This is a genomic window from Streptomyces sp. Ru73 (assembly GCF_002920575.1).
Classification (GTDB): domain Bacteria; phylum Actinomycetota; class Actinomycetes; order Streptomycetales; family Streptomycetaceae; genus Streptomyces.
Genome location: NZ_PQSQ01000093.1, coordinates 18,626 through 30,513, shown reverse-complemented (window position 1 = coordinate 30,513; position 11,888 = coordinate 18,626). Strand labels below are relative to the sequence as shown.

Sequence of the window (11,888 nt, the reverse complement as noted above, 5' to 3'; positions counted from 1 at the left end):
CGGGCGCCGGAGACGGCTGTTCCGTATACGGTCAGCTGCCGTTCGCGTGGCCGTCGGGGCGGACGACCATGGCCGAGCCGCCGCCGCGGCGCACCTTCTCGGCGGCCGCGAGCCAGCGCCCGTCCTTCAGCCGCTGGACGCCGGTGGCCGCGCCGATCTCGGGGTTCTCCTTGAAGGAGTGGCCGAGTGCCTCCAGTTCCTTGCGCAGCTTGCTGTCGTACAGCGCCGGTTCGGCCTCGGTCTGCGCGGCGTTGCGCTGGCTGGCGCGGGGCGCCGCGATGGCGTCGACGAGCGGCAGGCCGCGGTCGAGGTGGCCGAGAAGCGTCTGCAGAACTGTCGTGATGATGGTGGCTCCGCCGGGCGAGCCGACGGCCAGGACCGGCTTGCCGTGGTCGAGGACGACGGTGGGCGAGATGGAGGAGCGGGGGCGCTTGGCGGGCCCGGGGAGGTTCGGGTCGGGGACCCCGGGGGTCGCCGGGGCGAAGGAGAAGTCGGTGAGTTCGTTGTTGAGCAGGAAGCCGCGTCCGGGGACGGTGATGCCGCTGCCGCCGGTCTGCTCGATGGTGAGGGTGTAGGCGACGACGTTGCCCCACTTGTCGGCGACGGTGAGGTGGGTGGTGTTCTCACCCTCGTACGTCGTCGGCGCTGCCTTGTCACCGGAGGCACAGGGCTTGGGGTGGCGCGGGTCGCCGGGCGCGAGCGGGCTCTCGAGGACCGCGTCGTCCTTGATCAGGCAGGCCCGGGAGTCGGCGAACTTCTGGGAGGTCAGCTCCTTGGTGGGCACCTTTTCCTGGGACGGGTCGCCGACCCAGCGGCCGCGGTCGGCGAACGCGATCCGGCTGGCCTCGATGTAGTGGTGCAGGTACTGCTTCTCGCTCAGCTTGGCTACGTCGTAGTTCTCCAGGATGTTCAGCGCCTCGGCGACGCTCGTGCCGCCGGAGGAGGACGGTGCCATGCCATAGACGTCCAGGCCGCGGTACTTCGTCTTCGTCGGTGCCTGGACCTTGGTCTCGTACGCGTCCAGGTCGGCGGCGGTGAGGTCGCCGGGCCGCACCTTGCGGGTGGCGCCCGCGCGCACCGGCGGCTGCTCGACGGTACGGACGATGTCCTCGCCCAGCCGTCCGCGGTACAGCGCGTCCATGCCCTTCTTCGACAGTTCGTCGTAGGTGGCGGCGAGGTCGCGGTTGCGCAGGGTGGAACCGACGGCCGGCGGCTGCCCGCCGGGCAGGAACAGCTTCGCGGTGGCGGGGAAGTCGCGGAACCGGTCGGCGTTGTCGGCGGTCTGCTTGCGGAACGTCTCGTCGACGGTGAAGCCGTCGCGGGCGATCCGGGTGGCGGGCGCGAGGACCTGGCCGAGCGAGCGGCTGCCCCACTTGTGCAGCGCGGTGTCCCAGGTGGCGGGGGTGCCGGGGGTGCCGACGCCCAGGCCGCTGGTGACGGCCTCGTTGAAGGGGATCGGCTTGCCGTTCTCCAGGAAGAGGTCCTTGTCCGCGGTCAGCGGCGCGGTCTCGCGGCCGTCGATCGTCTGCACGGAGCGCTTCTTGGCGTTGTAGTAGACGAAGTAGCCGCCGCCCCCGATGCCGGCGGAGTACGGCTCGGTGACGCCCAGGGCCGCCGCGGTGGCGACCGCGGCGTCCACGGCGTTGCCGCCCTTCTTCAGCACCTCGATGCCGGCCGCCGAGGCGTCGGGGTCGACGCTGGAGACCGCGCCTCCGGAGCCCACGGCGACCGGGGACTTGGGCGGCGGCTCGGTCGCGGGTGCCGCGGCGGGCCGGGCGCTGGCCGGTACGGAGGCCAGCGAACCGGCCAGCACGGCCGTCACGGCCAGTACCGACAGGCGTCGGACATGCGTCATCTGAGCCTTCCCTCCATCGCGTTCGCGCCAGGAGCCGGAGCCTACCTGCGGCATCTCGGGCGCGACAGGGCGACGAACCAGGACAACCGCACCAGTACCCCTTCGCCCCTCGATGCCCACCCGAACGGCCGCTACCCTGCACGCGCATGGACACCCCCCTCCTCCCCCTCCTCGCCGCCGCCGCTGCCCTGTTCCTCGGACTCGCGGGCGGCTGGGCCCTGAAGTCCGCGGCGGCGCGCCGCCTGCTGGCCCGTGAGCGGGCCTTCTTCGGGCTGCCGGACGGCGCCGAGTGCGTGCTGGTCACCCACCGGGACAGCGCCTCGGCGCACTGGAGCATCCCGCGCCACGACGCGCTGGCGATGCTGGGGCTCGCCTCCGTCATCGAGAACTGCGGGGCGCACGCCGAGGTCGCGCCGCACGACACCGGACTCCAGGGGTTCGGCGCGCGCACGGAGTTCTGCGTCGGCGACCCGACCGCGCACCGGCGGCTCGCCGCCCATCTGGCGAACCTGCTGCCGGGGGTGGCGGTGCAGCCGGGTGACGCGTCGGGCGCCGGGCGCGGCACCTTCGTCATCGGCGGCACGAGCTACGCGATGGAGCCGGGCGCGGTGGAGTACGTACTGCTGGCGCGGCTGACGGCGGGCGAGGGCGGCCGGCCGGTCTTCCTCGCCGCGGGCCAGCGGCCGGTCACGCACCGGGCTGCCGTGCGGCACCTGGTGCGCAACCGGGCGCGGCTGGCACGCAAGCACGGTGCCGACGGGCAGTTCTGCCTGCTGCTGAAGGTGGTCAACTCGCAGTCGTACGGGCCCGACATGGTGGAGCCGGTCGCGGACGTGACGAAGGCGGCGCTGGCGCAGCCGGGGACGAAGGCGGCAGTGAAGGCGCCATGAGATCTTTACTGTTGCGTAACCTACCGACGGGTTACCTCCGGTAACGACCGCACCTTACTCTCCAGTCACTTCGACACCGACCCCTCCGGTGTTCCCCCACGCCGAGACTGGAGCAGTAGATGACGCCCTCCCGCACAGCGCTGCGCGCCGCGATCGGTACCGTCTCCGCCGCCGTCCTCGCCACCACCCTCACCGCGACGGCCCCCGCCGCGCAGGCGGCCCCGGCCGCCGCCCCGGCCCCCGCTTCCGTGAAGTTCGTCGACATCGAGGGTGACGGCGGGATCACGCTCAAGGCCAACGTCTTCACGCCCGGCGACGCCGACGGGACGAAGCGGTACCCGGTGATCGTGCTGCCCACCAGCTGGGGCATGCCGCAGGTCGAGTACGTCGCGCAGGCCAAGAAGCTGGCGGACTCGGGGTACGTCGTCGTCGGGTACAACTCGCGCGGCTTCTGGCAGTCCGGCGGGAAGATCGAGACCGCGGGCCCGCAGGACGTCGCCGACGCCCGCAAGGTCGTGGACTGGGCGCTGGCGCACACCCCGGCCGACCCGGAGAAGGTGGGCATGGCCGGGGTGAGTTACGGCGCCGGGATCTCGCTGCTGGCCTCGGCCTTCGACCCGCGCGTGAAGGCGGTCGCGGCGCTCAGCGGCTGGGCCGACCTGATCGACTCCATCTACAGCGGCCGTACGCAACACGCCCAGGCCGCCGGGCTGCTGGCCGGCGCCGGCTACCTCACCGGGCGGCCCAGCGCCGAACTGCAGACCATCATGAAGGACTTCCTCGGCTCCAACCTGGCCAAGGAGGACGAGATGATCGCGTGGGGGAAGAAGCGCTCCCCCGCGACCTACCTCGACCGGATCAACGCCAACGGCGCCGCCATCATGATGGGCAACGCCTGGGGCGACTCGATCTTCCCGCCGAACCAGTACGCCGACTTCTTCGACAAGCTCAAGGGCCCCAAGCGGCTGGAGTTCCGGCCGGGCGACCACGCCACTGCCGAGGCCACCGGCCTGCTCGGGCTGCCCAACGACACCTGGACCGACACCAAGCGGTGGTTCGACCACTACCTCAAGGGCGCCGACAACGGCGTCGACCGCGAGTCCCCGGTCCGGCTCAAGTCCCGCTCCACCGGCGCGTACGAGGGGTACGCGAGCTGGAAGGACGTGCCGTCGGACCGGCGGCGCATCCCGCTGAACGGCACCCACGCCATCGCCACGAACCGCGACTCCGGCGCGAACGGCGGCACCATCTTCCTCTCCAGCATGCTGGACCAGCTCCTCAAGGTCCCGCCGATGGCGTCCGTCCCGCTGCTGCCGCGCTCGGCCGCGGCCGTCTGGCAGTCGGAGCGGTACGAGACCCAGCAGCGGGTGCGCGGCACCACGACGCTGCACACCACGCTCACCAGCACCGCCGAGAGCGGCACCGCGATCGCCTACCTCTACGACGTCGGCCCGCTCGGCACCGGCAAGCTCGTCACGCACGCGCCGTTCACCTTCCACGGCAAGCAGCCGGGCAAGCCCTTCGGCGTGGACCTGGACCTCTTCTCCACCGCGTACGACGTGCCCGCCGGGCACAAGCTGGCGCTCGTCGTGGACTCCGTCGACCCGCTCTACATCGAGCACAACCCGGACGGCGCGAAGCTCACCTTCTCCTCGCCGGCCGGCGACCCGTCGTGGGTCTCGGTCCCGGTCCGGGACTGACGGTACGCCACCGCCGGGCGGGTCACGGCTGCGGCCCGCCCGGCAGCAGCGTGCCCGGCTCGGCGGCCGCGACCTCGCCCTCGATCTTCGGGTTGCGCCGCTGCCGCCTGCCGACCCAGTGGGCGAACCAGGAGAGCAGCATGCACATCCCGATGTAGATCGGCGAGATGACCAGCACGACGGGGATGAACGGCAGGTCGTAGTCGAGGTTGGAGGCGATCAGCTTCCCCGCGTGCAGGAACTCCTCGTACGTGATGAGGAACCCCAGCGAGGTGTCCTTCAGCGCGACGACCAGCTGGCTGATGATCGTGGGCAGCATGGCCCGGACCGCCTGCGGGACCAGCACATGCGTCATGACCTGCGTCTTGCGCATGCCCAGCGCGTACGCCGCCTCGTGCTGGCCGCGTTCGACCGCATGCACGCCGGCCCGGAAGACCTCGGCGAGCACCGAGCCGTTGTAGAGCGTCAGGCCGGCCACCAGCGCGGTCACCGGCTCGGCCCGCAGCGCCACGTAGATGAAGAAGATCATCACCAGGACGGGCATGGCGCGGAAGAACTCCACCAGCAGCGTGCACAGCCAGCGGACCGGCCGGTGCCAGGAGAGCCGCCCGGCCGCCAGCACCGCGCCGAGGGCCAGCGAGAGCACCGCGGCGACCGCGAACGCCTTGAGCGTGTTGCCCAGCCCCCGCAGCAGCAGCTCCTGGATGCCCCGGTACTCGAAGGGCGTCCACTTCCGGCCCGCGAACTGGCCCGTGTCGACCAGCAGATAGCAGACCCAGGCGAGCAGCGCGAGGATCACCACGGTCGCCACGACACCGTAGAGGCGGTGCCGGGCGCGGGTACGCGGGCCGGGTACGTCGTAGAGGGCGGTACTGCTCATCGGGCGACTCCCCAGCGCTTCTCCAGCACGTTGAACAGCGCGCTGATGGTCAGGGTCACGATCAGGTAGCCGACGGCGATCCAGATGAAGGACCAGATGATGCTGTAGCCCAGCTCGTTGAGGGTCTTGTAGGTGCCGAGCAGCTCGACGACGCTGAAGGAGCCGGCGATCGCGGAGTTCTTGGCCAGCGCGATCAGGGTGGAGCCGACGGGCGGGATGACCGTACGGAACGCCTGCGGCAGCACCACCGTGCCCAGCGTCTGACCGAACGTCATGCCCAGGCTCCGGGCCGCCTCCCCCTGGCCCACCGGCACCGTGTTGATGCCGGAGCGCACCGCCTCGCAGATGAACGCCGAGGTGTAGCAGCCCAGCGCCAGGATCGCGAAGACGTTGAAGGGCAGCGCCACGCCGAAGCGCGGCAGGCCCAGCAGGACCGCGAAGAACAGCAGGGTGAGCGGGGTGTTGCGGAGCACCGTCACCCACACCGTGCCGAAGACGCGCAGCGAGCCGACCGGGGCGACCCGGAAGCCCGCCATGAGCACGCCGAGCACGAGCGCGAGCAGCGAGGCGAAGACGGTGAGCTCGACGGTGCCGAGCAGGCCCTTGCCGTAGAGGGACCAGTTGTGGGTCAGTACGTCCATGGGTGTCGGGGGCTCCCTCAGCTCACCGTGTAGCGGTCGATCCTGGGCGGCTTGGGCGCGGGCACTCCGGAGAGCCCGAGGGTGGCGTCATAGGCCTTCTTCCAGTTGCCGTTCTTCTCGTCGGCCTGGAGCGCGTCGTCCATGGCGAAGCGCAGCGCCGGGTCCTTCAGGGGGACGCCGATGCCGTACGGCTCCTCCGAGAACGGCTTGCCGACGAGCTTCATCTCGTCGGGCGCCTTGGCGGCGTAGCCGAGCAGGATCGCGTCGTCGGTGGTGACCGCGTCGACCTGGAAGGTGAGCAGGTTGTCGACGCAGACGGAGTAGGTGTCGTACGCGACGAGCACGGCCTTGGGGTAGTCGGCCTTGATCCGCTGGTACGGCGTCGAGCCCGCGGCGGAGCAGACCCGCTTGCCGGCCAGGTCCTTCGGCCCCTTGATGTCCTGCTCGTCCTTGCGCACCAGCAGGCCCTGGCCCGCCAGGTAGTACGGGCCCGCGAAGCCGACCTGCTTCTTGCGCAGGTCGTTGATGGTGTAGGTGCCGACGTAATAGTCGATCTGGCCGTTCTGCAGGGCGGTCTCGCGGTTGGCCGAGGCGATCGTCTTGTAGGCGATGCCCTCGGGGTCGAAGCCGAGCGCGGCGGACATCATCTTGGCGATCTCGATGTCGAAGCCGCGGTACTCGCCACTGGCCGGGTCGCGTTCGCCCAGGTAGGGCTGGTCCTCCTTGACGCCGACGACGAAGTGGCCGCGGCGCTTCGCCTTCTGCCAGGTGGGCGAGTCGGGCAGCTGGACGCGGGTCTGTACGGGGTACTTCGGGAGCTCGTCGCCGCGCGGGCCCTTGGCGGGCGGGCTGCCGGGCTTGCCGCAGGCGGCGGTGAGCACGGCGAGAAGGCCGAGGAGCACCACCGCCGCGGCCCGGGGGAACGTCTTCACTGCGGTCACCTCCGCTTCAGTGCTTGAGGATCTTGGAGAGGAAGTCCTTGGCGCGGTCGCTCTCCGGCGCGGTGAAGAAGTCCTCGGGCGTGCGGTCCTCCACGATGCGGCCGTCCGCCATGAAGACCACGCGGTGCGCGGCGGACCGGGCGAAGCCCATCTCGTGGGTGACCACGACCATCGTCATCCCGTCCCGCGCGAGCTGCCGCATGACCTCCAGCACCTCGTTGATCATCTCCGGGTCGAGCGCCGAGGTCGGCTCGTCGAAGAGCAGCGCCTTGGGCTCCATGGCCAGCGCCCGGGCGATGGCCACCCGCTGCTGCTGGCCGCCGGAGAGCTGGGCCGGGTACTTGTCGGCGTGCGCGGCGAGCCCGACCCGGTCCAGCAGCTCGTGCGCGCGCCGCTCGGCCGCCTCCTTGCGCGTCCTGCGGACCTTCTGCGGCGCGAGGGTGATGTTGTCCAGCACCGTCTTGTGCGCGAAGAGGTTGAAGGACTGGAAGACCATGCCGACGTCGGCGCGCAGCCGGGCCAGCTCGCGGCCCTCCTCGGGGAGCGGGCGGCCGTCCAGCGCGATGGTGCCGGACTGGATCGGTTCGAGGCGGTTGATCGCGCGGCACAGGGTCGACTTGCCGGAGCCGGAGGGGCCGATGACGACGACCACCTCGCCGCGGCCGACGGTGAGGTCGATGTCCTGGAGGACGTGGAGGTTCCCGTAGTACTTGTTGACCCTGCGCATTTCGATCAGCGCGTCACCGGCCATATGCAGCCCTGCTCACTCTCATCCGTACCAGCGGAGAGTTCGCAAACTACCCCAATCACCGCTCACCGGGCGTTCGGGGACACGCCCGCGGCGCCGATGCGGTATCTCCCGCACGTCCCGGCTTCTCCGCAGCCCCTAGGTACACAGAGCGCGCCTGCGTACCTAGCCTGTCGGGCATGGGTGAGCACCGGCCTGTCTTCCAGCGCATCGCCGACGACCTGCGGCGGCAGATAGACGAGGGCGTCCTCGCGGTCGGCGCCCGGATCCCCTCACGCGCCGAGCTGAAGCGCGCTTACGAGGCCAGCGACCAGACCGTTGACCGGGCGGTACGGATGCTGAAGGCGGCGGGGTACGCCGAAGGGCAGTTCGGCCGCGGGGTGTTCGTCGCGGACCGGTCCCCGCTGGGCACCCTGCTGCGCTCCACCGGCGCGGTCGACTCGCCCTTCGCCGCCAGCATCACCCTTGCGAAGTGTCCGGAGGGCACGCCGTTGACGTGGGAGGCCACGTCCACGACCGAGCCGGCGACGGAGCCGGTGGCGCGGCGGCTGGCGATCACGCCGGGCGACTCGGTGGTGTGTTCGCAGTACGAATACCTCGCCGACCGGCAGCCCGTGCAGCTCGCGACCAGCTGGGAGCCGCTGGCGATCACTGAGGGCACGGACGTGGTGTTCCCGGAGTGCGGGCCCTACGCGCGCCGTGGCGTGCGCGGGCGGATGGCGGCCATCGGCGTACGGGTGGTGCGCGCCGAGGAGCGCGTCGGCTCCCGGCCCGCCTCCAGCCCGGAGGCGGAGGCGCTGGGCTGCCCGCCGGGCAGCTGTGTCACGGTCGTCGAGCGCACCCACTTCGACGCGGACGGGCGCGCGGTGGAGACCTCGGACATCGTCGTACGGGCGGACCGCTGGCAGCTGGCGTACGACATCGCCTTCGTCTAGCCGCGGCACGGGGCCAGGCCGGCCGACCGGGCGGCAGCGGCGGTCGGCAGCCCGCGGTCAGCTTCCGGCGACCTCGGTGTAGAGCCGGGAGAGTTCGGGGGCGCCGCTCGCCGCCCACTCCAGGCCCGCCGCGACGACGTCGACCTCGCGGCCCGACGGCATCCGCACCACCGGCTGCCCGTCGGGCCACATCTTCCAGACGGCGCCCGGCACCGTGCGGACGAGGACCGTGCCGAGGTAGAGCCCCGCGTCGTTGCCGAGCCAGGGCTCCACCTCGGGGTCCTCGCGCCAGACCGGCCGCAGCTGGTCCAGGGCGGCCAACGACTCGGGGGAATCGTCCAGTTCGACGCCTTCCGACTCGGCCTGGGCGCGCAGCAGCTCGCACTCCGACAGCAGTCCGGCGGTGGCCTCGGGATCGGCGGTCACCCCACCGGGGGCCGCGGGGTGCTTGCGCCACTTGTCCAGGAAAGACATGTTCATGGGGTGCAGGGTCCCACTCCCACCCGGGCAGCGGCCACAGGCGCGCGGCGCCCGCGTCATCCGGTCGTCACTCCGCGCTTCCTTGACGCCCACCCGCCGCCTCTCTACGTTCATGGCGCTCGTGTCGGCTCGACCGGATCACGCTCTTCACCTGGCTCACCCGCCACCCAAGGAGACGATTGATGCGCGTACGACAATGGGGCACCACCGTTCCGCTCGCTCTCGCCCTCACGGTCGCGGGGACCGCCGTCCCGGCGACCGCCGCCGGTCAGGAACGCGCCGCAGCGCCGCAGCCGTTGGCGAGACTCTTCGACAACACCGCGGTCAGCGACGACACCAGAGCCGGCGGCGCCGACTTCGACGGCGCCGGCAACTCCCTCTCGGCACAGGACCTCGCCGCGGCCGGCTGGACGCCCGGCCGCTCGCTGGCCATCGACGCGACCCGGCTGACCTGGCCGCAGACCGCGCCCGGCAGGCCCGACAACGTACGCGCCGACGGCCAGGCGGTCGCGCTGTCCGGCCGCGGCACCGCACTGACCTTCCTGGTCGCCGCGACCGGCGGGGACGTCACCGGCACCGGCACGGTCCGGTACCGGGACGGCTCGCGCAGCACGTACGAACTGACCGCGCCGGACTGGCGGACCGGCCCGCTGAGCACCAAGGCGGTGGCCCTGCCGCACACGAACTCCGCCGCTGGACAGCGCGCCGAAACGGTTCGGCTGTATGCCGTGACGGTGCCGGTGCGCACCGGCCGGCAGGTGTCCTCCGTCGTCCTCCCCAAGGACCCCGGAACCGGCCGTGACCTGCACGTCTTCTCGATGGCGCTGCGCCGCGACACGCCCGGCTGGACCGGGAGTTGGGCCGCCAGCAGCGCCGGTTACACCAAGGTCGGCCCCTGGCGGGACCAGACGCTGCGGCTGGTGGTGCACGCCGGCGCCGGCGGCAAGCAGGCCCGCATCCGGCTGGAGAACACCTTCGCGGCCACGCCCGTGGACATCGGCGCGGCGAGCGTCGCCGTCCAGGGCAGCGGCGCGCAGGCGGCGGGCAAGCCCGTGCCGCTCACCTTCGGCGGGCACCGGTCCACCCGCATCCCCGCCGGGGCACAGGCGTTCAGCGACCCCGTCCGCTTCACCGTCCCGGCCGACACCAACCTCCTGGTGAGCTTCCACCTCGCCGGGCCGGTGGGCGCCGCGCCCGTGCACAAGGAGGCCATCCAGCAGTCGTACGTGAGCGCGCCCGGCAGCGGCGACCGCACCCGCGACGCGGCGGCAACCGCCTACACCGGCACCCTCACCACCTGGCCGTTCCTCTCCGGTGTCGACGTGACCGGCGGCCCGGGGTCGATCGTGGCGCTGGGCGACTCGATCACCGACGGGGTGAAGTCGACCAGCGGCGCCAACCGGCGCTGGCCGGACGTGCTCGCGCGCCGTTTCCAGCGGCAGAGCGCGCTGCCCAAGTACGGCGTGATCAACCACGGCATCTCGGCGAACCGGATCGTCACCGACCGCTACAAGGGCGACGGGATCAGCACCGACACCGGCGGCGTCAGCGCGCAGCACCGGCTGGAGCGGGACGTGCTGGCCCAGACCTCGGCCCGTACGGTCGTGGTCTTCGAGGGCATCAACGACGTGCGCGCCGGAACCTCGGCCGCCGAGGTCATCGAGGGCCTGCGGAACATCGCCCGGCGGGCGCACGAGCGGGGACTGCGGGTGGTGGCCGCGACGGTCGCGCCCTGCGAGGGGTACCCCGACTGCTACCCGGAGGTCGACCAGCGGCGGCAGGCGGTCAACGCGTTCATCCGGGACAGCGACGGCGCGGTGGACGCCGTGCTGGACTTCGACGCGGTGATCCGCGATCCGCAGCGGCCGCAGCGGATGCTGCCCGCCTACGACAGCGGCGACCACCTGCACCCCGGTGACGAGGGGCTGAAGGCGCTCGCGGAGTCGGTGGAGCTGCGCAAGCTCGTGCCGTGAGGCGGCCGGGCGGGGCGGCGCACGGCGCCCCGCCCGGAAACCCACTGCTTCGGGCGGGGCCTCAGACGTCCAGGTCGACGACGACCGGCGCGTGGTCCGATGCGCCCTTGCCCTTGCGCTCCTCGCGGTCGACGTAGGAGTCCGAGACGGCCTTGGCGAAGGGCTCGTTGCCGTACACCAGGTCGATGCGCATGCCGCGGTTCTTCGGGAAGCAGAGCTGGCGGTAGTCCCAGTACGTGAAGGGGCGGTCGTACTTCAGAGGACGCGGCACGACGTCCGTCAGGCCCGCCGCGCGCAGGTCGGCGAGGGCCGCGCGCTCGGCCGGGGTGACGTGCGTGGCGCCCTCGAAGGCGGCGGTGTCGTAGACGTCGTCGTCCGTCGGCGCGACGTTGTAGTCACCCATGACCGCGAACGGGCGGCTGCCCGCCGCGTCGCCCGCGACCGCCGCCTTCAGCGCCTCGAACCACTGGAGCTTGTAGGCATAGTGCGGGTGCTCGACCTCGCGGCCGTTGGGCACGTACACCGACCAGACGCGGACCGGGCCGCAGGTGGCCGAGACGGCGCGCGGCTCGGCCACGCCGTCGTACGTCGGGTCGCCGGGCAGGCCCTCGACCACGTCCGCCAGGCCCGCCTTGGAGAGGATCGCCACGCCGTTCCACCGGCCCGTGGCGTTCACCGCGGCCTCGTACCCCAGCTCGCGCAGCTCGTCGAAGGGGAACTGCTCCTTGGAGCACTTGGTCTCCTGCACGCACAGCACGTCCGTGCCGGTGTTCTCCAGCCAGGCCAGCAGCCGGGGAAGGCGGGCGGTGATCGAATTGACGTTCCAGGTCGCGATGCGCATGAGT

At 71.9% G+C, this 11,888-nt stretch carries 11 protein-coding genes; 4 read left to right on the top strand and 7 right to left on the bottom strand.

The window, feature by feature from the left end:
- Positions 1 to 31 precede the first annotated feature (31 nt).
- Positions 32 to 1,855, bottom strand: a complete 1,824-nt coding sequence (gene ggt / locus C3486_RS29610; protein ID WP_103835853.1) for a gamma-glutamyltransferase — start codon at positions 1,853 to 1,855, stop codon at positions 32 to 34.
- A gap of 146 nt (positions 1,856 to 2,001) precedes the next feature.
- Here ggt and C3486_RS29605 point away from each other — a divergent pair, with 146 nt between their 5' ends.
- Positions 2,002 to 2,745, top strand: coding sequence for a hypothetical protein (locus C3486_RS29605; RefSeq protein WP_103835852.1), 744 nt, complete (start codon positions 2,002 to 2,004; stop codon positions 2,743 to 2,745).
- Between the two features lie 119 nt (positions 2,746 to 2,864).
- Positions 2,865 to 4,445: a CocE/NonD family hydrolase gene (locus C3486_RS29600; RefSeq protein WP_103835851.1), complete on the top strand. Its 1,581-nt coding sequence runs from the start codon at positions 2,865 to 2,867 to the stop codon at positions 4,443 to 4,445.
- A 22-nt stretch (positions 4,446 to 4,467) separates the two neighbouring features.
- Here C3486_RS29600 and C3486_RS29595 read toward each other — a convergent pair whose 3' ends face one another.
- The 4 genes from C3486_RS29595 to C3486_RS29580 are packed head-to-tail and all read right to left on the bottom strand — an operon-like array spanning position 4,468 to position 7,658.
- Positions 4,468 to 5,325, bottom strand: a complete 858-nt coding sequence (locus C3486_RS29595; RefSeq protein WP_103835850.1) for an amino acid ABC transporter permease — start codon at positions 5,323 to 5,325, stop codon at positions 4,468 to 4,470.
- Positions 5,322 to 5,966 (bottom strand): amino acid ABC transporter permease, encoded by a 645-nt coding sequence (locus tag C3486_RS29590; RefSeq protein ID WP_103835849.1) that lies wholly within the window; start codon positions 5,964 to 5,966, stop codon positions 5,322 to 5,324. Before C3486_RS29590 ends, C3486_RS29595 begins: the two co-directional genes overlap by 4 nt.
- A gap of 17 nt (positions 5,967 to 5,983) precedes the next feature.
- Positions 5,984 to 6,898 carry a glutamate ABC transporter substrate-binding protein gene (locus C3486_RS29585; protein ID WP_258053059.1) on the bottom strand — a complete coding sequence of 305 codons (915 nt, stop codon included), beginning with the start codon at positions 6,896 to 6,898 and terminating at the stop codon, positions 5,984 to 5,986.
- Positions 6,899 to 6,914: 16 nt separating this feature from the next.
- Positions 6,915 to 7,658 (bottom strand): amino acid ABC transporter ATP-binding protein, encoded by a 744-nt coding sequence (locus C3486_RS29580; protein ID WP_103835847.1) that lies wholly within the window; start codon positions 7,656 to 7,658, stop codon positions 6,915 to 6,917.
- 176 nt (positions 7,659 to 7,834) lie between these two features.
- Here C3486_RS29580 and C3486_RS29575 point away from each other — a divergent pair, with 176 nt between their 5' ends.
- Complete coding sequence (locus C3486_RS29575) at positions 7,835 to 8,590, top strand: GntR family transcriptional regulator (RefSeq protein WP_103835846.1); 756 nt, start codon at positions 7,835 to 7,837, stop codon at positions 8,588 to 8,590.
- A 57-nt stretch (positions 8,591 to 8,647) separates the two neighbouring features.
- Here the strand turns inward: C3486_RS29575 and C3486_RS29570 are convergent, their stop codons facing one another.
- Positions 8,648 to 9,070 carry a DUF6278 family protein gene (locus tag C3486_RS29570; protein ID WP_181138744.1) on the bottom strand — a complete coding sequence of 141 codons (423 nt, stop codon included), beginning with the start codon at positions 9,068 to 9,070 and terminating at the stop codon, positions 8,648 to 8,650.
- A 182-nt stretch (positions 9,071 to 9,252) separates the two neighbouring features.
- On the opposite strand from C3486_RS29570, the gene C3486_RS29565 reads away from it, so the two are divergent.
- Positions 9,253 to 11,043 (top strand): SGNH/GDSL hydrolase family protein, encoded by a 1,791-nt coding sequence (locus C3486_RS29565; RefSeq protein ID WP_103835845.1) that lies wholly within the window; start codon positions 9,253 to 9,255, stop codon positions 11,041 to 11,043.
- Positions 11,044 to 11,104: 61 nt separating this feature from the next.
- On the opposite strand, the gene C3486_RS29560 is transcribed toward C3486_RS29565, so the two are convergent.
- Entirely contained in the window at positions 11,105 to 11,884 is a 780-nt protein-coding gene (locus C3486_RS29560; RefSeq protein ID WP_103835844.1) for an exodeoxyribonuclease III, read from the bottom strand.
- Between the last annotated feature and the right edge of the window lie 4 nt (positions 11,885 to 11,888).

Coding starts and splice junctions, on each gene's coding strand:
- ggt (WP_103835853.1), bottom strand. CDS start 1,855: ATGACGCATGTCCGACGCCTGTCGGTACTGGCCGTGACGGCCGTGCTG.
- C3486_RS29605 (WP_103835852.1), top strand. CDS start 2,002: ATGGACACCCCCCTCCTCCCCCTCCTCGCCGCCGCCGCTGCCCTGTTC.
- C3486_RS29600 (WP_103835851.1), top strand. CDS start 2,865: ATGACGCCCTCCCGCACAGCGCTGCGCGCCGCGATCGGTACCGTCTCC.
- C3486_RS29595 (WP_103835850.1), bottom strand. CDS start 5,325: ATGAGCAGTACCGCCCTCTACGACGTACCCGGCCCGCGTACCCGCGCC.
- C3486_RS29590 (WP_103835849.1), bottom strand. CDS start 5,966: ATGGACGTACTGACCCACAACTGGTCCCTCTACGGCAAGGGCCTGCTC.
- C3486_RS29580 (WP_103835847.1), bottom strand. CDS start 7,658: ATGGCCGGTGACGCGCTGATCGAAATGCGCAGGGTCAACAAGTACTAC.
- C3486_RS29575 (WP_103835846.1), top strand. CDS start 7,835: ATGGGTGAGCACCGGCCTGTCTTCCAGCGCATCGCCGACGACCTGCGG.
- C3486_RS29570 (WP_181138744.1), bottom strand. CDS start 9,070: ATGAACATGTCTTTCCTGGACAAGTGGCGCAAGCACCCCGCGGCCCCC.
- C3486_RS29565 (WP_103835845.1), top strand. CDS start 9,253: ATGCGCGTACGACAATGGGGCACCACCGTTCCGCTCGCTCTCGCCCTC.
- C3486_RS29560 (WP_103835844.1), bottom strand. CDS start 11,884: ATGCGCATCGCGACCTGGAACGTCAATTCGATCACCGCCCGCCTTCCC.